General features: G+C 61.3%; 26 protein-coding genes. 16 read left to right on the top strand and 10 right to left on the bottom strand.

Annotation, left to right across the window (positions count from 1 at the left end):
* Window positions 1-57 precede the first annotated feature (57 nt).
* The 6 genes from BSQ44_RS25415 (at window position 58) to BSQ44_RS25440 (ending at window position 5987) form a co-directional block, all read left to right on the top strand.
* Window positions 58-2835 carry a heavy metal translocating P-type ATPase gene (locus BSQ44_RS25415; protein WP_072608304.1) on the top strand — a complete coding sequence of 926 codons (2778 nt, stop codon included), beginning with the start codon at window positions 58-60 and terminating at the stop codon, window positions 2833-2835.
* A gap of 89 nt (window positions 2836-2924) precedes the next feature.
* A complete protein-coding gene (locus BSQ44_RS25420) occupies window positions 2925-3431 on the top strand; it encodes a copper chaperone PCu(A)C (protein WP_223479546.1) in 507 nt (168 codons plus the stop codon).
* Complete coding sequence (locus BSQ44_RS25425) at window positions 3428-4048, top strand: SCO family protein (RefSeq protein WP_072608305.1); 621 nt, start codon at window positions 3428-3430, stop codon at window positions 4046-4048. The genes BSQ44_RS25420 and BSQ44_RS25425 overlap by 4 nt, the downstream gene beginning before the upstream one ends.
* 3 nt (window positions 4049-4051) lie before the next feature.
* Window positions 4052-4501 carry a disulfide bond formation protein B gene (locus tag BSQ44_RS25430; RefSeq protein ID WP_072608306.1) on the top strand — a complete coding sequence of 150 codons (450 nt, stop codon included), beginning with the start codon at window positions 4052-4054 and terminating at the stop codon, window positions 4499-4501.
* Window positions 4498-5157 (top strand): DsbA family protein, encoded by a 660-nt coding sequence (locus BSQ44_RS25435; RefSeq protein WP_072608307.1) that lies wholly within the window; start codon window positions 4498-4500, stop codon window positions 5155-5157. Before BSQ44_RS25430 ends, BSQ44_RS25435 begins: the two co-directional genes overlap by 4 nt.
* A gap of 95 nt (window positions 5158-5252) precedes the next feature.
* Window positions 5253-5987: a heparan-alpha-glucosaminide N-acetyltransferase gene (locus tag BSQ44_RS25440; RefSeq protein WP_072608308.1), complete on the top strand. Its 735-nt coding sequence runs from the start codon at window positions 5253-5255 to the stop codon at window positions 5985-5987.
* A gap of 400 nt (window positions 5988-6387) precedes the next feature.
* On the opposite strand, the gene BSQ44_RS25445 is transcribed toward BSQ44_RS25440, so the two are convergent.
* The 8 genes from BSQ44_RS25445 to BSQ44_RS25485 form a co-directional block, all read right to left on the bottom strand.
* The gene (locus tag BSQ44_RS25445; protein ID WP_157894698.1) at window positions 6388-6789 is read right to left on the bottom strand and encodes a CopD family protein; all 402 of its coding nucleotides are present in this window, start codon (window positions 6787-6789) and stop codon (window positions 6388-6390) included.
* A gap of 120 nt (window positions 6790-6909) precedes the next feature.
* Window positions 6910-8099 (bottom strand): IS3 family transposase gene (locus BSQ44_RS25450; RefSeq protein ID WP_114580115.1). Its coding sequence is split into 2 segments (ribosomal slippage): window positions 6910-7847 and window positions 7847-8099, totalling 1191 coding nucleotides; the frame shifts between segments, so codons are not numbered across the junction.
* Between the two features lie 51 nt (window positions 8100-8150).
* Window positions 8151-8519, bottom strand: coding sequence for a hypothetical protein (locus BSQ44_RS25460; protein ID WP_072608311.1), 369 nt, complete (start codon window positions 8517-8519; stop codon window positions 8151-8153).
* Window positions 8519-8881: a copper homeostasis periplasmic binding protein CopC gene (gene copC / locus BSQ44_RS25465; protein ID WP_072608312.1), complete on the bottom strand. Its 363-nt coding sequence runs from the start codon at window positions 8879-8881 to the stop codon at window positions 8519-8521. The genes BSQ44_RS25460 and copC overlap by 1 nt, the downstream gene beginning before the upstream one ends.
* A gap of 141 nt (window positions 8882-9022) precedes the next feature.
* Entirely contained in the window at window positions 9023-9634 is a 612-nt protein-coding gene (locus tag BSQ44_RS25470; protein ID WP_072608313.1) for an SCO family protein, read from the bottom strand.
* Window positions 9634-10155, bottom strand: a complete 522-nt coding sequence (locus BSQ44_RS25475; RefSeq protein WP_235633472.1) for a copper chaperone PCu(A)C — start codon at window positions 10153-10155, stop codon at window positions 9634-9636. Before BSQ44_RS25475 ends, BSQ44_RS25470 begins: the two co-directional genes overlap by 1 nt.
* 67 nt (window positions 10156-10222) lie before the next feature.
* A complete protein-coding gene (locus BSQ44_RS25480; protein WP_072608315.1) occupies window positions 10223-10690 on the bottom strand; it encodes a hypothetical protein in 468 nt (155 codons plus the stop codon).
* 126 nt (window positions 10691-10816) lie between these two features.
* Window positions 10817-12028, bottom strand: a complete 1212-nt coding sequence (locus BSQ44_RS25485) for a DUF1173 domain-containing protein (RefSeq protein ID WP_072608421.1) — start codon at window positions 12026-12028, stop codon at window positions 10817-10819.
* A gap of 367 nt (window positions 12029-12395) precedes the next feature.
* On the opposite strand from BSQ44_RS25485, the gene BSQ44_RS25490 reads away from it, so the two are divergent.
* From BSQ44_RS25490 to BSQ44_RS25520, 7 genes are all read left to right on the top strand, one after another.
* Entirely contained in the window at window positions 12396-13592 is a 1197-nt protein-coding gene (locus BSQ44_RS25490) for a DUF932 domain-containing protein (RefSeq protein WP_072608316.1), read from the top strand.
* Window positions 13593-13743: 151 nt separating this feature from the next.
* A complete protein-coding gene (locus BSQ44_RS25495) occupies window positions 13744-14145 on the top strand; it encodes a DUF2958 domain-containing protein (RefSeq protein ID WP_072608317.1) in 402 nt (133 codons plus the stop codon).
* Entirely contained in the window at window positions 14145-14921 is a 777-nt protein-coding gene (locus BSQ44_RS25500; protein WP_072608318.1) for a hypothetical protein, read from the top strand. The genes BSQ44_RS25495 and BSQ44_RS25500 overlap by 1 nt, the downstream gene beginning before the upstream one ends.
* Window positions 14918-15481 (top strand): hypothetical protein, encoded by a 564-nt coding sequence (locus BSQ44_RS25505; RefSeq protein ID WP_072608319.1) that lies wholly within the window; start codon window positions 14918-14920, stop codon window positions 15479-15481. The genes BSQ44_RS25500 and BSQ44_RS25505 overlap by 4 nt, the downstream gene beginning before the upstream one ends.
* Window positions 15478-15819, top strand: a complete 342-nt coding sequence (locus BSQ44_RS25510) for a hypothetical protein (protein ID WP_072608320.1) — start codon at window positions 15478-15480, stop codon at window positions 15817-15819. The genes BSQ44_RS25505 and BSQ44_RS25510 overlap by 4 nt, the downstream gene beginning before the upstream one ends.
* A gap of 128 nt (window positions 15820-15947) precedes the next feature.
* Complete coding sequence (locus tag BSQ44_RS25515) at window positions 15948-16352, top strand: hypothetical protein (RefSeq protein ID WP_072608422.1); 405 nt, start codon at window positions 15948-15950, stop codon at window positions 16350-16352.
* Complete coding sequence (locus tag BSQ44_RS25520; RefSeq protein ID WP_072608321.1) at window positions 16349-16552, top strand: hypothetical protein; 204 nt, start codon at window positions 16349-16351, stop codon at window positions 16550-16552. The genes BSQ44_RS25515 and BSQ44_RS25520 overlap by 4 nt, the downstream gene beginning before the upstream one ends.
* 4 nt (window positions 16553-16556) lie before the next feature.
* Here BSQ44_RS25520 and BSQ44_RS25525 read toward each other — a convergent pair whose 3' ends face one another.
* Together BSQ44_RS25525 and BSQ44_RS25530 are read right to left on the bottom strand one after the other, a co-directional pair.
* Window positions 16557-16943 carry a DUF5615 family PIN-like protein gene (locus BSQ44_RS25525; RefSeq protein ID WP_072608322.1) on the bottom strand — a complete coding sequence of 129 codons (387 nt, stop codon included), beginning with the start codon at window positions 16941-16943 and terminating at the stop codon, window positions 16557-16559.
* Window positions 16940-17560 carry a DUF433 domain-containing protein gene (locus tag BSQ44_RS25530; protein ID WP_072608323.1) on the bottom strand — a complete coding sequence of 207 codons (621 nt, stop codon included), beginning with the start codon at window positions 17558-17560 and terminating at the stop codon, window positions 16940-16942. Before BSQ44_RS25530 ends, BSQ44_RS25525 begins: the two co-directional genes overlap by 4 nt.
* A 181-nt stretch (window positions 17561-17741) precedes the next feature.
* Between BSQ44_RS25530 and BSQ44_RS25535 the strand changes: the two genes are divergently transcribed.
* The 3 genes from BSQ44_RS25535 to BSQ44_RS25545 are packed head-to-tail and all read left to right on the top strand — an operon-like array spanning window position 17742 to window position 20700.
* Window positions 17742-19856, top strand: coding sequence for a ParB/RepB/Spo0J family partition protein (locus tag BSQ44_RS25535; protein ID WP_072608423.1), 2115 nt, complete (start codon window positions 17742-17744; stop codon window positions 19854-19856).
* Window positions 19857-19894: 38 nt separating this feature from the next.
* Window positions 19895-20521, top strand: coding sequence for a hypothetical protein (locus tag BSQ44_RS25540; RefSeq protein WP_157894699.1), 627 nt, complete (start codon window positions 19895-19897; stop codon window positions 20519-20521).
* On the top strand, window positions 20518-20700 hold the full coding sequence (locus BSQ44_RS25545; RefSeq protein WP_157894700.1) for a hypothetical protein: 183 nt from the start codon (window positions 20518-20520) through the stop codon (window positions 20698-20700). Before BSQ44_RS25540 ends, BSQ44_RS25545 begins: the two co-directional genes overlap by 4 nt.
* Window positions 20701-20713 lie beyond the last annotated feature (13 nt).

Raw genomic sequence — 20713 nt, forward strand, 5'->3', positions numbered from 1 at the left:
ACCCTCTAGCTGCTATAGGTCCTATGGATTAGTCCCTGCGAGACAGGAGACATCGAGATGACCGCTGCAGCACGCCGCACCCGCTTTCGGGTTGAAGGCATGGATTGCGCAAGTTGCGCCGCCAAGATCGACAAAGCGGTCCGACGAATACCGGATGTCACAGATGTGAACGTGTCTGTTGTTGCTGGCACCATGAGCGTTGAGCACGGAGACAAGCTCGATCTCGACACACTGGCCCAAAAGGTCAATCGGCTAGGCTACAAGACCACACGCCTTGGTGCGGTGAAGAAGTCGACGGCCGCTGAGCCGGCCCCCGGTCAAGACCGAAAGTCCGACCATTCGGACCATGGCCACGATCACGCCGATCACGACCATTCGGATCATGATCATGCCGGCCATGCGCACGGGCCAGGCTGCAAGCACGATCATGCCGGGCATGACCACGATCACGCCGGTCACGACCATTCCGATCATGACCATGCCGGGCATGTTCATGGACCCGATTGCAAGCACGATCATGCTGATCGCGATCACGCGGAGCACGGTCATTCAGGACAAGATCGCCCTGCGGCTGGTCACATCGAGCAGGCTGCGCCGGCTGGCGCGCAACAGACCCGCTTTCGCGTCGCCGGCATGGATTGCGCGAGCTGTGCGGCAAAAATCGACACGGCAGTGCGCCGTATGCCGGATGTCACTGATGTGAAGGTATCAGTTGTTGCTGGCACCATGACCGTCACGCACGGGAGCAAGGCTGACCTCGACGAACTTGCCCGCAAGGTCACCAGCCTTGGCTACAAAGCCGCGCCGATGGCCCCTGCGGGACAAAAGCCGGCGACCGCCCCCGCAAACCATGTCCATGGGCCGGATGGTAGGCATGACCAGACACTGACAGGAAGCGGGATCGCTGCCGAGGCGCCTGATGCCCTGGAAGGCATGCACGGCCACGATCACGGGCCGCAGGACGGACCCTGGTGGAAAACATCTAAAGCGCAATTGACGATCATCTGCGGCATCGCGCTGGCCGTCGCCTTTGGGCTTTCGCAGGTTCTTCCGCAGACCCAGCCGTGGGGCTTCATCGTTGCAATGGCCGTCGGGCTCATACCAATTGCGCGACGCGCCTTGCTCGGTGCTGCAAACGGTAGCCCGTTCACAATCGAGACGTTGATGACGGTCGCGGCAGTGGGAGCCGTCATCATCAATGCGGCCGAAGAGGCCGCCGTCGTCGTCTTCCTGTTTCTTGTCGGTGAACTCCTTGAAGGGATAGCGACAGGCCGGGCTCGCGCGTCGATACGGGCGCTCGCAACACTGATGCCCAAGACTGCGCTCCTCGAGCGCGACGGTGCCACGCAGACGGTTCCCGCTGAAAGCCTGACGGTAGATGCTGTGGTGCTCGTTCGGCCCGGCGACCGTGTGCCCGCCGACGGCGTCGTGCTCTCCGGCGAAAGCGCGGTCGACGAGGCGCCGGTGACCGGCGAGTCGGTACCGAAGCGCAAGGAGCAGGGCGACAATGTCTTCGCCGGCACTGTGAACCAGGAAGGCGTGCTCAGGGTGCGTGTAACGGCAGCAGCGGCCGACAACACCATTTCCCGCATCATCGCATTGGTCGAGGAGGCCCAGGAGTCCAAGGCGCCGACCGAACGTTTTATCGATCGCTTCTCGAAATATTATACCCCGGGCGTAATGGTGGTGGCTGCACTGATAGCGATTTTGCCGCCGCTGCTGGCCGGCGCGGAATGGAACACCTGGATCTATCGTGGACTCGCAGTTCTCCTGATCGGATGCCCCTGCGCGCTGGTCATCTCCACGCCTGCGGCGATCGCCGCGGCGCTATCCGCCGGCGCGCGCCGTGGTCTCCTGATGAAGGGCGGAGCGGTGCTGGAGAATCTGGGCAAAGTCAACTACGTCGCGCTCGACAAAACGGGGACGCTTACCGAAGGCAAGCCGAAGGTCACCGACATCATCGGTGTGGCACGCGACGAGCGCGAGGTATTGAGGCTCGCAGCGGCCCTTGAGGCCGGATCGAGCCATCCGCTGGCTGTTGCCATCCTGGCAAGGGCGGAGGCTGACAAGGTTCCTGTCGTCGCCGCCACCGATGCCGGCGCCGTTGGCGGCAAGGGTGTGGTAGGGACAGTGGATGCGGTGAAGCTCTTTCTGGCTTCACCGCGCGCCGCGGCCGAAAAGGTCAAATTGGACCAGGGGCTGCTATCGCAAATCGCTGCGCTGAACGACGAAGGCAAGACCGTTTCGGTGCTGCTTGCCGGAACGGAGGTGGCAGGCCTCTTCGCAATACGCGACGAACCGCGAGAGGACGCCAAGACCGGTATAGCCGCACTACACGATCTTGGAGCCGAAACCGTTATGCTGACGGGCGACAATGAACGGACGGCGAAAGCCATAGCCTCATCTCTCGGCATGGAAGCACGCGCAGAACTGATGCCGCAGGACAAACAGAAGATCGTCGGCGAGATGCGCGCGAAGGGCAAGTTCGTGGCCAAGGTCGGTGACGGCATCAACGACGCTCCGGCGCTCGCAGCTGCTGACATCGGCATCGCCATGGGCAGCGGCACGGACGTTGCTCTGGAAACAGCCGATGCGGCCGTCTTGCATGGCCGTGTCAAGGACGTCGCCAATATGGTGGTGTTGTCGCGCCTCACCATGCGTAACATCCTCCAGAATATCACCCTCTCGCTTGGCCTAAAGGCTGTGTTCCTCGTAACCACGGTTCTCGGCGTGACCGGGCTGTGGCCCGCCATTCTTGCCGATACCGGCGCGACGGTATTGGTCACCGCCAATGCCATGCGCCTGCTCGCCTGGAAGGGGCTTCGTGAAACATGATGGCAGGCCTATGCGGCGAAGTGCGTAGTGGTCCCTATGACACGAAAGGGCGAGAAAGCCGCGAAGGAACAATAGTTGGAGGAAACCCATTGTCTTCCGGGTTCAAGCTGACAGTGAAGCTCATTTGCATGTTGGCCGCGATGCTGCTTTCTACATCAGCTTTTGCACACCAATTCTCGCAAGGTGATATCAAGATTGGCCATCCGTGGTCACGGGTCACGCCGTCCGCTGCCCCGGTCGCCGGAGCCTATCTGACGGTGACAAATTCAGGGTCACAGCCCGACAGACTGACCGGCGGTTCGACTCCGATAGCTGATCGGATCGAAGTCCATCAGATGACCATGGATGACGGCATAGCCCGCATGCGTCCACTTCCCGATGGAGTCGAGATCGCTGCAGGAGCCTCGGTCGAGTTGGCGCCAGGCGGCATCCACCTTATGCTCATCAAACCCAACCAGCAGCTGATCGAAGGGAGCAGCTTCAAGGCGACGTTGGAGTTCGCCCGGGCCGGGACCGTAGAGATCGAGTTTGTCGTGCAGAGAAACCCCACGGTTGAAACGGGCAGCGGCAATGAGCACGGCGGTCATACGCCGTGAGCGGACTGCGGGCCTTCCGGCTCATAGTGTGGGCCGCCATCGTGTTGCTCGGCATGTTCGTGATCGTGTCGACGCAACTATCCGGTGGCAGTCCGACGGTCGAGACTTCAAGTGGCACCGCGAAAGTCGGTGGGCCTTTCTCCTTGGTGTCGCATACCGGCGAACGCGTCGACAATCAGTCGCTGGCCGGTCGACCCTATCTGGTCTTCTTCGGATTCACCTACTGTCCCGACATTTGTCCGACGACGCTGTTCGAGCTAACGGACCTGATGACGGAGCTGGGACCTGTAGCTGACGATTTCGAGGTTCTATTCATCACGGTCGATCCGGAGCGCGATACCCAAGAAGCCCTGGCAAGTTACATGACATCGTTCGACAGCCGGATCCTGGCGCTTCGCGGTACGGCTGCCGAGACAGATGCCGCGCTCAAGGCTTTTTCCGCCTACGCGAAAAAGGTCCCTTTGGAGGCTGGCGAGTACACGATGGATCACACTGCCGGTGTGTTCCTCATGAAATCTGATGGCAGCTTTGGCGGTATGATGGATATGCACGAGCCACGCGAGACGCGGTTGGAAAAGCTTCGTCGCATAGCAAGAGATCAAGTCACGGGTTCTTGATGGATGTTGAACAAATTGTCCAACGACGTGGTGGAGGAGCGCAATGGCTTATGGCTATTGTTCGCTTGGATGATCGCGGTAGCAGCAACGCTCACCGCCTTGTTCATTGGAGAGATCGTTGGGCAGACACCATGCAATCTCTGCTGGTTCCAGAGGATATTTATGTTTCCTCTCGCGATTATCTTGGGAATCGCGGCATTTCGGTCTGATTCCAGCATCAAATTCTATGCATTGCCACTCGTTGGATTAGGCGCGGCGATCGCGTTTTTCCACACGTTGATCTATTTCGGCCTCGTCGAAGAGGCGATAGTCCCATGCACGCGCTCCGGGACATCTTGCGCTGGGGAAGCTATGACCATTCTCGGCAGCGTCCCCTTACCGCTGGCCTCGCTGATTGCCTTTGCGGCAATAGGCGGGCTCCTCTCCCTGTGTCGCCCAGGAGTTTACCGATGAATCGTCGACAATTGATAGTCGTCTCCGCCGCTATCGCCTCTGCCGTCATCTTTGGAGGTTCAGCACTCTACTACAATCGCGGCGGTGGTAGCGGTACCCCGGTGGTCGCGGAGGACAGCAACAGTCTCATCAGAGAGCACTCGCCAGTGATCGGACCGACAACCGCCCCGGTAACGATCGTGGAGTTCTTCGATCCGTCATGCGAAGCCTGCCGTGCCTTCTATCCCATCGTAAAGAACATCCTTGCACAATATCCTCAGGATGTCCGACTCGTCCTACGATACGCCGCATTCCACGACGGTTCGGACCAGGCAGTAGGAATCCTTGAAGCCGCACGAAAGCAGAATCTCTTCGAACCAGTCTTGGAAGCTCTCCTGGCCGCACAGCCGGAATGGGCCCCCCATAGCGGGCCGGTCATTGACAAGGCATGGCAGGCCGCAGCCGCCGCCGGGTTGGACCTTGAGCGCGCGCGGCAAGACGCCTCTTCGAACGAGGTCACCGCGGTGCTCGATCAGGAATCGAAGGACATCGATACGTGGCGCGTTGACCAGACCCCAACGTTCTTCGTCAACGGCAAGAGCATGCAAACCTTCGGGCCGCAACAGCTCGTCGATCTTGTCGAGAGTGAAGTCAAGCTCGCTCAAGGGACTCAATGAGCCGCACGCGTGGACCGATGCCCACCCGTTAGCCAGGGCCGGAGCGCCGCGTGCGAAGATCTGCGAATCCACGGCGCACAGGAGAGGCAAAGACATTGGCCCACGGCCAGCGCGTTGTAGCGATTGACGTCGCACGAGGACTGGCGATCGCAGGCGTCGTCCTGTTTCATATTGTGTGGGATCTGGAATTCACCGGGATCATCAGCGGTGTAGCAGGACATCCCGTCTGGCTTGCTTTCGGACGAAGCCTTGCCGGAACATTCATGTTTCTTGTGGGTGTGAGTCTGGTGCTCGCACATCGCGAAACCGTTCACGTGAGAGCCTTTAACCGCCGTCTTTTCACCATCACCGCTTACGCGCTGGTCATCACGCTGGTCAGCTGGTTCGCTTTCCCCGAGAGCTTCATCTTTTTCGGGATTCTCCACGCGATCACGGCGGCAACGCTTGTTGGCGCCCTTTTTCTGCGCGCCGGCGCTTTGGCTAATTTCACCGTCGGCGCGATTATGCTGATCCTGCCTTTCCTCTTCGATTTTTCGACATTTGACACGCGGTGGCTAGCCTGGACGGGATTTGCAGAGCGTCCTCCGCCCAGCAACGATTTTGTCCCGATTTTCCCTTGGGTCGGCGTCACCTTCCTTGGCATGGCCAGTGCGAAGCTCTTTCTGTCCAACCGTGATCGGGCCATCCAATCCCGACCGGGGACTCGGACCTGGCCTGTAAGGACGATAGTCTGGATGGGGAACCGCAGCCTGCTGATCTATCTCGTGCACCAGCCAATCCTGCTCAGCATCATCATTCCGCTGTCCTGGTTTCTCGTCGCGGAGAATTGATATCACCGCGTACACAGATGCAGGTCGACGACCAGAAAGCAGTACTCATTGCGATCATTCCATATACTTAAGATCAACGTCGGAGTGCTCGTTGACGGCGTAGATGCTTCTCGTGATACCGACCGCCGCCGATTCCCGACCGCCGATGGCGACTGTAACGCCTGCTCCGGCGACGGCCGTCATGATTGGCATCGCCGCAGATAGCTCGATTGTCACGAAATTTCAGGAAAAGGAAACTCGGGGTGGACGATAAGCTGGCAATGCCAAGGGCTCCCTTCCATAACGTGAAGGCTTTTCGAGACTAGTCCGATTATTTGGGCACGCGAAAGCTTCTCAAATGATACAGCAAGCACCTTGAGCATTCTACGAGTAGCGAACCTTCAGACGTGACCTGAGGATCTTATCGAGGTTCAAGAGTACCGAACCATGCGACCAATGTGACCGCTACAAGTCCCAGCCCCACCTCAGCTTTCGTAGCCTTCGCGATCGCCCGTAGTGTTTCGGGTCCGGCTCCAAGGCGAGGCACAAGAAAATAGCGGTTTCGTATGGCCAAGCCCACCATCAATAGGGTCACGAAAACCTTGAGAGCCCAAAGAGACTGATAGCGCACCGACCAGTCGAGCGGAATGCCGTCGAAAATCCAGAGCGTCGCGGTGAGGCCGGTAACGAGAACTGCAGCGACCCAGACGTGTCCTTCGCCTGAATAGCGCATGAGAACAGCTCTGGTTTCGAGCCTCTCAAGACGAGAGAGAAGTCCTATGACAAAAGGCAATGCGCCGAGCCAAGCGCCCGCGGCCATCATGTGGGCTACGTCGTTCGTCTGCCTTAGCAAGCCCGCAACTCCCTCGGATGCTGCGGCATGGCCAGACATAGACTGACCAACAAAGACGAAGAATGCAGAGACTGACCTGCCACTGAACTTTCATCCAGCTGCGATTAGAGCCTCGGCCGTTTCTGTTACGCCGTAGGGCGCGGGTTGAGCAACCGGCGGAGACGCGTAGCCCATGTCGAGCGAAGCGTCGGAGCCGGTTGCGGTGAGGATCTCAGCGAAGGCCGCCGGGGTCTGGTAGCCGAGCGAGGAATGCGGCCTCGCGGTGTTGAAATCTTCCCTCCATTCGGCGATGGCGCTGCGCGCATGGTCGATGCCGAAGAACAGGCTTTCGTTCAGCAGCTCATCGCGCATCCGGCCGTTAAAGGATTCGACATAACCGTTCTGCATCGGCTTTCCGGGCGCGATGTAGTGCCACTCGACACGGTGATCCTTCGACCAGGCGAGGATGGCGTTCGAGGTGAACTCGGTGCCGTGGTCCGAAACGATCATGTCCGGCTTGCCGCGACGGCTGATCAGGTCGGTCAGTTCACGTGCTACCCGGCGGCCGGAGATCGATGTGTCCGGGATGGCGGCCAGGCACTCGCGCGTGACGTCATCGACGATGTTCAGCACCCGAAAGCGCCGCCCGCAGGCGAACTGGTCGTGCACGAAGTCGAGGGACCAGCGCGCGTTCGGTCTTGCCTCGACCAGGATGGGCGCTCGTGTGCCCACCGCCCGTCGCCGTGCCCGGCGCTTGCGAACCGTGAGGCCTTCCTCCCGGTAGAGCCGATAGATGCGGTTGATCCCGGACGGCTCGCCCTCCCGCCGTAGCAGGATGAACAACCGCCGATAGCCGAAGCGACGGCGTTCATTAGCAAGATCCCGTAGCCGGCCGCGAAGTTCGGTCTCCGGCGGACGGCTCGACCGGTAGCGGATCATCTTGCGATCAGCACCGACGAAGGAACAGGCCCGACGCTCCGAAAGGCCCATGACGGCCTGCAGATGCGCGACGGCTTCGCGCTTGGCGGCGGGCCCTACCATTTTTTTGACAGAAGCTCGCGAAGGGCCGAGGCTTCAAGCATCTGGTCGGCGAGCAGCTTCTTCAGCTTCGCGTTCTCGTCTTCCAGAGCCTTCAGGCGCTTGGCGTCGGACACGTCCATCCCGCCATACTTCGCCTTCCAGTTATACAGCGTTGCCTCGCTGACACCGTGCTTGCGGGCCAGATCGCCCGCCTTCGCACCCGCCTCGTGCTCGCGCAGAACCGCGATGATCTGCTCTTCCGTAAACCGCTTCCGCTTCATCTGTCCGTCCTTCAATCGAGGCCGGACTCTAACTCCAAGTGGAGGAAAAACTCAGTGGCAGGTCAAGACGAGCGCGGCTCTCGTCCACCCCAGGATAAAGGAGAGCACAACCGACATGGCAGCGACTGCCTGAAGCGCCCATGCGTTGCCGGGAGACGTGAACATCACCACGTCCCAGACAAGGTCGGGGTCTCCCGCATCTTCCCAGTCGCCGGCGATCCGCGCCACCTGTACCGGCAGAAGCAAGCCGACGGCGATGATCAATGTGACGACCATCCAGGGCTCGAAACGCATCCTCGACGCTCCGGGCAGGAGGCGCCAGCGGAACACCGACGCTCCCCAGATCATCAGGGACGACCCGAATATTGCGCTTCGACAGAGGATCAGCGCGCTCTGCGGATCGAGCACGGCTTCGCTCATCACTCAACGGCGAAGCTGAATTCGCCCTTCACCTTATGTCCATCCTGTGAGAGTGCGTTCCAGTTGACGACGTACTTGCCAGCAGAAAGAGGCCCCGAAACAGGTATAACAAGCGTATGCCCGTCTTCGGAGATAGCGGGTTCACCAATCTTTCCTTCAACGGCGCCGGAATTGGTCAGGGTCACATTGCTGAAGCGTAGATTGACGCTGTCGGAAAAGGTCAGTTCGAGCGACTTTGGCGACTCCACGCTTGAACCTGCCGCCGGAATCGAGCTCTTGAGCTCGGAGTGCGCCGTCGCAGCGCCTGTCGAGATTGCTGTCGCAACAAACGAGGCAGCAAGGAGGGATATGAACTTGTTCATAGCGATATCTTTCGTAAATGTTTGTAATGTATCCGGCAGAGACTACATCGGCACAGAATTCGACGATTGACATCTGTCCAGCAGGCAGCTTCCCACCGTTCAGGCCGCATTACCGTCAACAATGTCGCTAGGCGTTGAACACTAACTGTCGTTGGCGAGACGCTTCAGTTTGGCCAGCATCACGTCCTTTGCCTCTTCATAAGCCATTGTCCCGAAGAACTTACCTTGGGCATCCATCAGCAACACCGATGCTGTATGGTCCATGGTATAGTCACCGTTCTCGAGAGGAACCTTGGTGTAATAGATCTTGAAAGCCTTGGCTGCGGCGTCGATCTGCTGGGGGGTTCCGGTAAGGCCGATGATACGGCTGTCAAAGGCGGTCAGGTACTGCTTCATCTCTTCCGGACCATCGCGCTCGGCATCCACAGAAACGAACACGAAGTTCAACTTGTCGGCTTCGGATCCGAGTTGCTCGGCGAGCGTGGTCAACTCGAAGAGCGTTGTCGGACAGACCTCCGGGCAAAAGGTGAAGCCGAAGAAGATCGCGCTCGGCTTGCCGAGCAGATCCTTCTCCGTCACCGTCTTCCCGTCGGTACCTGTCAACGTGAACGGCCCGCCAACGGTAGCGACCCCGGTACTGCGCGACTGTCCTGGTCCGAACCTGTTTGAACCGGTGACGATGGTGAAGCCTACAATGGTCAGCACGACGGCAAGAACAGCGGCTGCCAGAAGGCCCATAGTGCGACCGCGCATCAGTGACCTCCTCCGTCCTTACCCGACTGCGCGCCGGCCTTGTCCTGGCCACCGTGATCGCCTGCCGGGGTGTAGCCGAACGGCCCGGCTACAAACTCGACATCGACCGCACCCGCTCGTTCGAAACGGAGCTTTACGGGGATCGTCTCGCCCTCGGAGATCGGCTTCTTGAGGTCCAGCAGCATCAAATGATAACCGCCCGGGGCAAGTTTGACGGTTACGCCGGCAGGCACTTCGACACCTTCCGGTACGGGTCGCATCTTCATAATCCCGTCCGTCATCTCCATCTTGTGGACCTCCACGCGTGAGGCGATTTCGGAGGAGCCGTCGAGCAACCGGTCCGGTTGTGCACCTTTATTTGTCAATGTCAGATAGCCGCCACCGACCTTGGCGGCTGGCGGCGTCGCCCTGGTCCAGGGATCGCTGATCTCGATGTCGCCGATGCTTGCATCTCGAGCCAGAGCAGGCGCGCAAGTGACGATCAGGCTCGCCGCGGCCGCGGCACGAATAAATGTGAACACTGTAATCTCTCCATACATGTATATTGCGAAGGGCACGCACAAGCGCCTGCCCTTCCGGGATGCTATGTCATATGGAGAAATGTGGAGGTCCGCGTGCTTCCGGAATCGTGCCGGGTTCTCCCGGCGGTGCCCGCTGCGCCCCCGGCTTGAATTCCTTCGCCCTGATCACAAGCGGAAAGGCAAGAGGGGATAGGCTCGGCGATGGCTCGATGATGGGTCCGACAGCGCTAACAGCCTCGCAAAGAGCCTTGCAACACTCTCCGGCCATATGCTCAAGCGGATCGTCGAGAGGTTGTTCGGTCTTGCCGGAAGGTGCGCAGATAACGAAGCTCGGACCGAACTGATCGGTAGCCATTAGCGTCTTGGCGTAAGCGACCGCCAGTCCTTGCAGCAGAAAGAGATAGGCGAGCAGAAGTGTCAGGGCAAAGCCCGCAACCCCTCTGGCCCGCGATATCCCAAGACTGCGCATGGCAGAATCATGAGCCTGCACGGCGGTGTTGTCACTGCGACAAATCCGTCCCAAGTCCCGCACCATGCGATCATCCCGAACCTACCTTCGAGTTGACCGGGACAGCCTGGATGAATAGCGCAGTAGATGAGGGGATCGCTCATCACACGGCTTTTTTCCTGCAGAACCAGCTCTCCTAGCTAAAAGATCCGGTCACGAATTCCCATGAGCATAGAGCGGCAATCGCGGCATCTCACCGTCAGCGATCCTCCAGATCCATGCGTCGACATCAGGCCGCGAGGAGATCATCTCGCGCAACGCGTCCTCGTAGCCATCCGCTGCCGCTAACGGAACGATGTACAGGCCGACCGGTCTATGTCCTGTCTGGAGCATCGCCACGGCGCTCGGCTTTCCCGCCGGCAGGTTGTAACGCAACCCCTTCACGCTACGAGCCCTGAGCTTCGCGAGCGCATCGATCAGCCGCTTCTCATAAATCGAATCGTAAGGCACCCAATTCTCAGCGACCACCATCAAGGCGATCTCCTCGACCACGGCGAGCCCCGATGGGGCAATGCCGAACGTGGCGATGGTCATGAGATGCGATTGTTCGTCCGCATCCCACAAGGCAAGCTCATTTTCGAAGTGAGCCACGAGTCGGCGATGAAGGATTTCGTCGAGCATTAACGGAAAGTCCGGCATATGCTTGATAACCAGACGATGCCCGTTACGCGCCGGCGTGACATCCTTCACCTCGCCCACAAGGATCATCAATTTCCGCGGACCGCTCCTCGGTTGCAATGCAAGTGCCAGAGCAGCGGCCCGACGCTGCTCAATCGCAGCCTTGTCCGTGGCGCGAAACGGCTCGGGCACGAATAGCACATCGCTCAGCATTCCACCCCTTACCGTCATCTGCCGGGCCGCTTCGATCAGATGCCATCTGATGTTGAACCAATGCCGCTTTCCCGACCAGCGCGAGGTCCAGGTTGTCAGCTCCGCCTGGTGCCAGAGATAGTGCAGCAGACTGCGCAATGAGAGTTTTCGCGCATCACTTATGACGCTCTCCACGGTGCCCACACCAGCAACTGGAGCTGTCCGGGATCCGAGTTTGGTCAAGCTGAACCCGACCTTTAACGCCGACAGCCCGGTCTCGGGATCAATCTGTATGGCGTTTCCCAATAGTACGCCGAGGCCGGAAAACTCATCAGGGGGATCGTAAGATGAGCAAGTCACATCGTGCGCGCTACCTGACAACGGCATTCGCTTGACGATGTACCGATCTCCGATCTGCGCAATGTACATGGCAAGACCAGCTTCCTTGCAAAGGCAAAGGGGACGAATGCGGCGACGATACGAATCGGCCAGCACACCCTGCAGATCCGGTGAGGTTTCCTCGATTTCGCGGTCAGCCAGTCTGAAACGTCGCATCGCCTCCATCGCTCCGGATGCCATGGCATCCCCGCTTGTCATTGATTCACGGTTTTCTCGATGACGCAACGGGATGGCTTCATCCCTAAAGCATCGAACAGACCTCGCCCTTCCTGGATGCCGTGCCGGAATGAAGAACCCACCCGAAGAATGCGGCGCGGACCTGAAGCTCCGAGGTCGTTCCCACTAAGCAATTGACCGTGCGCCCTTGCCGCCCTTGGCAACTTCTCGATGGCGCTGCGGCTGGCTGCAGCGGCGCCACTTTTTTGGCGTAAGGCGCTGCCGGCAGAGGGAGAGAGGAGGCGGGTGGCGGGCGGCGGGTAAAGGTCCGGAGAGAGGCTCCCGGCGCCCGTCGCGGAGCAAGAGCATGACCCAGATGGAAATTCAGGCGCCTGTGCGCAACGCGCGCAATGGCTACAAGGTCGACGCCAGCCGCGGCCAGCGCATCGGCCGCGTGTCCTCGGAATGGTTCAACCGGCCGGATGACGAACGCTACCTGTCCCTCACGGACCTCAACGATGCGGTGAAGCGGCGGTCCGAACGCAGCAAGACACGGATCGTCGAAAGTGAGGCGATCCGTGTGGAAGCCTCTCGAGACAATCCCGAGCGGCTGACGTTGATGCTGCCAGACGCGCCCGCGCCCGTCGCGCCGACACACTGGAGTTTCGGCCAACTCGCCAGCCTGGTCGGTGCGCCGGCGACCTATCTGCGTCAACTTCCGGCAGCGCTCGCCGGTATTAACCTGCAGTATGGGCTTTCCACACACCGCGCGGAACAGGTGAAGACACTCGAAATCGAGAACGGCCGCCTTGAGCTCCGGGCGGTGACGGGCCCGGACTACGGCAGGATCTTCGATCACGAGTTGGTCGACGCGGTGCAGAAGATCGCGGGCAACGGCACCGGCGACACGCGCTGGAAAGTGCCGGGCGTGCTCGACTGGTCGACCAGCATCTACAATCCCAATGTCGATATCTCGAAGGACACGACCACGCTCTATGCCTCCGACCGCGACATCTTCGTCTTCCTGGTCGACGATCGCAACCCTATCGAAGCGGGACGGCTGCCGAATGGCGAGCCGGATCTATACTTCCGCGGATTCTATGCGTGGAACAGCGAGGTCGGCTCGAAAACGCTAGGAATTGCAAGCTTTTACCTGCGGGCCGTGTGCCAAAATCGCAATCTATGGGGCGTGGAGGATTTCCAGGAAATCACCATTCGCCACTCAAAATACGCCGCCTCACGTTTCGCCCTCGAAGCCGAACCGGCACTGATCCAGTTCGCGGAATCCTCGCCGATGCCGTTCATTAACGGCATCAAGGCGGCACGCGAGCAGATCGTCGCGCGTGACGATGACGATCGCACTACATTCCTTCGAAAGCGCGGCTTCTCGAAGGGCGAGACCGGGAAGATCATCGACGCCGTGCTTGCCGACGAAGGGCATCCTCCGGCGTCGGTCTTCGATTTCGTCCAGGGGATCACCCGGGTCGCGCGCGACAAGCAGCACCAGGATGACCGGCTCGATATGGAAGGCAAGGCCAAGAAGCTCCTCGATCTTGCCCACTGATCCGTTCCCACAGGCGGGCCCATCTCGCGCTGGCGGCTTTCCATAACCATCGCTTCAAGGCGCCGTCCCCATACGAGGACGGCGCCTTGCATCGTGACGGGTCAACAGGTCGGAAGGTGGGCTTTCGTCCGCCCGTCGCGGAGCACGACCCATGGCGCAAATTGCGCAGAATCCAACATCCCTGCTGACGTCCGGTCAGCACGAACAGCTTCTTGCCAATGGTCGCCAGCGCGGTCGCGATCATGTCCCGGTCGTAAAATTCTTCAACCCGGTTGGCATAGGCACATGGCTTGCGACCGAGCTCGATGGGAACGGCGACACCCTATATGGATTGGCGCAGCTCAACGACGCGCCTGAACTCGGATCCTTCAGCTTGGCGGAACTTGCCACGCTGGTGCTGCGGTTCGGCATGCATATTGAGCGCGACCTCTTCTTCAGCGGCGCATTCCCTATCTCGACCTATGCCGAAGCCGCCCGGCAGACAGGCAGCATCAACGGGGCAATCCGCGTCCTTGCCAATGCCGCAGGGGCCGCGCGAGGGGAGTGTGCGTGATGCGCTTCCGTCCCTGGCCGAAGCCCGAACCCTATCGTGATACATCGCGCAAGCGCGCGGCCTTCAAGCGCAAACAGCGCCTCGAACGCGAGGCGCTGCTGCTCTTTTCGGAGATGATCGCTGCCGGCCAGCACAGCGTCGACGAAGAAATGGCCCGCCGCCACATCTGGTCGGACGAGCGTGAACGCGAGCAACGTGCCCTGCGCGCCGGCCGGTGGCGCGAAGCCCGTAGCCGGCTTTTCGCATTGCCCGCTGAACTTCGCAGCACGATCCGAAACCTCTGGCGAATTTGCCCCTATCCGGCGGATCCCACCTATCTGCTCGATCTCCTTCACCAGATTAAGGTCGGCCGCGTCGATCCACATCGGCCGCCCTGGGTCTTCGACGGCAAATTGTCCGCCAGGACCACGCCGAATCCCGAAACATTCGACGAAGCGTTCCGGCAGATCGGCCATCGAAAAATCGGCGGGGGCCCGAAGGCCACGCCCGCGGACGAGTTCCTGTTCTGCGGCAATCTCGGTTCAGGCATCCTGTTCCTGCGCACCCGCGTGCGCCTCAACGACCCGCATGAGAGCTATTACACTTCATCCAGCCACCGGCTGCGGGACTCCCATGTCGGCCGCGCCGGTCACTGGATCGATCTCGAAGTGCGTGGCGACTGCTCGGATTCCGAACTTGAACTGATCCGCCGTCTCGCACAGGACGCCGACACACGCCCCGTCGTCGTACGTCGCGTCGATACCATGACACCCACGCACGGGGAGGCAGCGCCATGACCACGTCCCTGGTCGCCAATCGCCGCCTTCTCGTTCTCGCATGCTCGGCGACAAAGCGGCGAGACCCGGGCTACATGCCGGCCCGCCTCCGCTACGACGGCCCGCTCTGGCGCACCCTTCGATCGGTTGATCCGCATGGCACCCATGCCAATGTCGCGTTCCTGTCGGCGCATTACGGATTCCGAGATGCCGAAACCCCGATCGCATATTACGATGCGCGGCTGACGCCAGATCTGGCCGAGCGCATGATCGCCGGCGGCATGATCACACGCTGGCCGCGGCCCCGCCGTCGCAACGGTCCCGACAATGCCGGCATGCATCCCGGCACCGAGATCGCGTCGATGGCGCGCTATGGCCGTGAACCCTTCCATGATGTCGCACTTGTCGGCGGCAGCCTCTACCTCGACGTGATGCGCGCCATGCTGGCCGGGTTCCAACGCATGGGGTGCGTGGTCGACGACGCCTCGGTGACCACCATCAACGGCCCGATCGGCCGCATGCGGCAGGATCTGCGCCGATGGCTGCTCATGACCGGGGATCGAAGGGGTGATGCGCCATGATGAGCCATCATGAAGCGCGCCAGACGCTCGCCTGCATGGAAGCCCGCCTGCGCGAGACACGGCACAATCTCCACGAACTCGAAAGGTCGCTGCGGGAGAAGGCGGAAGCGGCAGCGATCGAGTCCCGGCCGAAAGCGCGCCGCTACAACCGGCGCATGTCCAACTGGACCGGGCTGGATGAGGAAGCCTATCTCCGGTTCCTCGGCCGGCTGATCGACAATGCCGCGGCGGACCTCGATCGATTGCGCCGCAAGGTTGCACGTCAGGACGCGGCGATCGAGGCGTTGCGTCGAAAATACCGCATCAATACGGAGCGCCCGGCCTACACGCCGCTGTAGACGACCGCTCCACCACAGCGGCGACGCCACGCATATTTTCGGCCATCCCTTTGTCCGAGGGGGTGGCTTTCGTCGTGACGGCTTTTCCGGTCGGGACCTCTCCCGCGGCCGTCACGGAGAAAACCATCATGCTGAAGCCAGCCTGTTCCACCGACTATTCTGCCGACATAGAATGCGCGCTTGCGACCGAGGGAGGCCATCTCTCCGTCGGCCGCGGCGGCTTCACGCTTCACTATAGCAATGGAGCGATGCTCTCCGGCTATGATTGCGAGGCGATCAAGGCCGACTGCATCGCGGCCGGGCTCCCTGTCATCGACAGCCGCTACGTGGCGTTCGATGTCGTCGTACAGCTCACGCTCGGCGGACCACTGGTCGCAGTTGGCCGTGAGCCCGAGCCCGCCCCATGGCATGGCCTATCCTATGCGCCGTTGCACGTGGTTGCCGCGCGTTACGGAGCGGCCGGCGCCGAAATCTGGAACATCCCCGGCGTCGAGCCGATGCCTATCTCTCGCGAACCGAGTATCGGGTCATGAGCGGCCGACCTCTCCTCCATCTCTACACGACTCTTGCCGAGTTCGAGACCATGCACGAGCGGCACGATCGGACACGCAGCACCAGCAAGACGGTCACCGTGGAACGGCAGGCGCTGATCCACATCCTCATGGATCATTCCCGTATGCTGGAGGCGCTGCGCAAAGCCGGTCGCGTCGACATTGCCGAACCGGACGGATAGCGCGTTATTCTGGAAGATCGAACCGCTCGATCCTCACGAACCGCTCCGCGTCGACGGTGATCTCGAGCACTTCATTCCATGCCTCCTCGCCATCCAGTTCCGAAAGGGCGAGACGAAAGAGGCGTATTTGAAGATCAAGACTCATCAATCCCGGCGCCGTATTGAACGCAACCAGACCGACATGGAGGTCCTCGCGGCTATAAAGCCCACAAAAGTCCGTCGTGTTGTGGGTGACCAGAACATAGCCATCATCGACGGCGCGTCTGGTCACCATATGATCCTTCGCGCCGGCAAGTCCGAGCCAGCGCACATGGCTGGATTCCGGATATCCGCTGTCCCGCGCGAGCTTCGCAAGATCCGGGCTCAGACATTCGTCGACCAGGAACTTCACGAAGCAGCAGGCAGATCGTCGAGGGCGACTGCTCGCGACGACTTCGCTGGCGCCGTCCGCCAGCCTTGTTTGGTCGGCGGTCGCCCCCGCCGGGGATAGGACAGCGCGTAGTCAGCCGCGAGGCCGATCTGATCGAGGGTCAGCTGCGGATAGGCGGAGTGGATCGCCTCGACCGTATCGTCATTGGCAAGCATGTCGGCGACGTCATGAACCGGCACACGCGTTCCAGCAAAGACCGGCTGGCCGCCGAGAACGTCGGCATCACACGTCACCATCGCCTTTGCCTTGCGAAGGCGGGCAAGACCGATCTTCACCTCGGCCGCGATCGGCTTGAGGTCGACCTTCAAGGGGTCCGCAGCAACCACCGATGCAGCGTCGGTTGCAATCGCGCGCTCGACGATGCGCCGCCTTGCCGTTGGCGTCAGCGTGTCGGCCGTCAACCAGGCCAGGCGCAGTCCGACCAGCCCCGTCCCGACGATGACGCGGCTGCCGCGACGCATCTCGACACGGCCTCGCAGCAAGCCGGCGTCGATGATGCGGTGCACCTGCTTGAGCGGCACGCGCGTCACCGACGCCGCCTCGTTGGCGGTTAGCACCTGCGTGCTGATGCCTGCCATGACAATAATCCTTCCACGGTTGTGGAAGATATATAGCGATCCCTCGCAGCACAGTCCAGCACCCTGTCGCGGCCGGAGCGGGCGGTGCGCGGCCGCGAGAGGGGGAGGGGGCGGGAGGTTTCCTGACGGGTTTGGAGGTCCGGAGAGAGGCTCCGGGCCGCCCGTCATGGAGAACCTGACCATGGCCAAGAGCGCCATTCAGAAGATCACCCTCAATCAGGCGGAGAACATACCCTTCGACAAGCTATTCCTCTCGCAGAGGAACGTCCGGCGGATCAAGAACGGCGTCTCCGTCGAAGACCTCGCCGATGACATCGCGCGCCGCGGGCTGCTTCAGAGCCTAAACGTCCGGCCCGAGCTGAAGGATGGCGAGGAGACCGGCCGCTACGAAGTCCCAGCCGGCGGCCGCCGTTTCAGCGCGCTCCAGCTTCTGGTCAAGCGCAAGGAAATGGCGAAGACGGCGTCCACGCCCTGCATCGTCAACCGCTCCGCCGTGACCAGCATGGAGGACGACTCGCTCGCCGAGAACGTGCATCGGGAGAACCTGCATCCGCTCGACCAGTTCCGGGCCTTCAAGGCGCTCAGGGACCAGGGCCTCGGCGTCGAGGAGATCGCCGCCCGGTATCTGGTATCGGTGAACACGGTCAACCACCGGCTGAAGCTCACGGAGGTCTCTCCGGAGCTGCTCGCCCTCTATGAAAAGGGCGAGATAAAGCTCGAACAGCTCAATGTCTTCGCCATTTCTCCCGATCACAAGCGTCAGGAGCAGGTGTGGAAGCGTGTCGCCGGCACGAACATGGAGGACGCCTACTATATCAGGCGCCTTCTGACGGAGACCACGGTTCGATCCGACGACCGCCGTGCCGTCTATGTCGGCGCCGAGGCCTACGAAGCGGCCGGCGGTGTCGTTCTGCGCGACCTGGTCGAGCCTGATCACGGCAGCTGGTTCCAGGATGCAGCGCTTCTCGAACAGCTGGTCTTCGACAAGCTGAAGGTCGATGCCGAGGCCGTTCGCGCCGACGGATGGAAGTGGGTCGAGGCAGCCCTCAGCTTCTCCTATGGCCACACCTCCGGCATGCGGCGGGTCTATGCCGAGCCGGCGGAGATGACCGACGAGGAGATTGCGCGCTACGACGCGGTGAAGGCCGAGTACGACGCGCTTGACGCCGAATATGCCGAAATGGAAGACGCCGACGAGGCCATCGAAGACAAGCTCGAGCAGCTGAGTGCCGAACTGAGTGTGTTCGACGATCGACCCAGCGTCTATCCTCCGGCGCTGAAGGCCATCGCCGGAGCGTTCATCACGCTCGCCGCCAACGGCAAGCTCCAGGTTGACGCCGGCTTCGTCCGTCCTGAAGACGAACCGCAGGTCGAGTCGGACAATGCGGAAGATGCCGACGGCGAGGAAATCGACGAGCGGCATGAAGACGATGACGACGCGGGCTCCGTCGTCGTGAACGGCCGGCCCGTCAACGGCGCTTCCGAAACCGCCGAAGAGGCCGAGGATGAGGGTATCAAGCCGCTGCCCGAGCGCCTCGTCTTCGACCTCACGGCACAGAAGACCCTCGCGCTTCGCAACGTGCTCGCGGGTGACGTGGATATCGCCTTCGTCGCGGTTCTGCACGCCCTCGTGCTGCAGGTGTTCTATCGCTTCGCCAAGGACAGCTGCCTCGAACTCACTCTGGTGAGCAACAACTTCGGCCAGGTACAGGGTCTCGCCGAAACGCCCTGGGCGAAGGAGATCGCCGAGCGTCACGAAGCCTGGGACAGGGATATGCCGGACAGTCCCGACCTCTGGAACTTCCTGCTCGGTCTTGACGAAGCGAGCCGGAAGGCGCTGTTCGCGCACTGCGCGTCGCTTTCTCTCAACGCGGTCGTCGAGCCGTGGAACAAGCGTCCGGGCGCGCTTGCCCATGCCGATGCGCTTGCCGCCACGCTCGGATTCGACATGGTCGAGGCCGGCTGGTCGCCCACGGTGGACAACTATCTCGGCCGCGTCACCAAGGCCAGGATCGTCCAGGCGGTGCGCGAGGCGCGCGGCGAAGACTCCGCGCAGCTGATCGAACACATGAAGAAGGACATCATGGCCCGCGAGGCCGCCCGCCTTCTCGTGGACTCGGGCTGGCTTCCCGAACCGCTCCGACTGGAGGTGGACGACATCGCGGCCGAAGCGGTGGACGCCAGCTCCGGCGACATGTCGGACGAAGCGGCTCTCGCCGGCGACAGCGCCGAACTACCGGCCTTCCTCGCCGAGAGCGTCGACGACCAGCCTGAATCCCTCGCCGCCGCCGAATAGGCCGGCTGTCTCCCATTGATACACAAGGCCCGGCAGTCATGCCGGGCCTTTCCAGTTGCCACCAACGCCGCCCGAGGCGTGCAACCAAGGACAATTTCATGATCCCAAGACCCTCAAACACCGCGCTGCTCCTGGATGGCGCCGACGATGGCTGCGAAACCCGCGCATGGCTTACCGGCACGGTCCGGACGATCTCTGGGAGCCTCGTTTACGACCTCCCGATCGGAACCCTGATCCGGTTCAGCGACCACATTCCCGAGCCGCCTGCCGATCGGCAGGGCGACCTTGCCGTTTGGCGGCTCTTCAACGGTATCGGACGGCTTGCCAGAAAAGATCCGCCGCCGCATTGCTCGCCTCTCGCGCACCCTGCGAGCATCACGATCCGAACCGCCGATTTCGGCGAGCGCGGCGCGGTCGGGTTCACCTACGCGCTTGGCGAACCATCCACTGCAGCCATGCACTTCGAAGTCCTCGAATTCCCACCGGTGGGCTCGGTTCGCATCCTCGCCCGGGATGGAGACAATGCCGAGCTGCTGCATCTCGGTGAAGATGAGGGCGCGGCGGTCGCATGGCTCGCTCGACACCCCGTCCCAACCGCGATCTTCGATCCCGTCACAGCCGATGAGATTGCCGCGGTGTCGGTCGAAGGCGGATGGTCGCGATGATCAATCAGACCCATTCCGAAATCGAGACTATCGCCGGCAATGCGGGCTGGGACAGTTTTACGCGGCTCCTCCTGATCAGCCGCTGGCTCGACGCGAACAACCTCTCCGACGGCCTGATCGCCCATCTCGGCGGTCTCGCTGCCGAAGAAGAGAACTTCGACCTCCCAAGCGGCGATTGAGCCGCATCCCTTC

It is taken from the genome of Aquibium oceanicum (assembly GCF_001889605.1).
GTDB lineage: Bacteria > Pseudomonadota > Alphaproteobacteria > Rhizobiales > Rhizobiaceae > Aquibium > Aquibium oceanicum.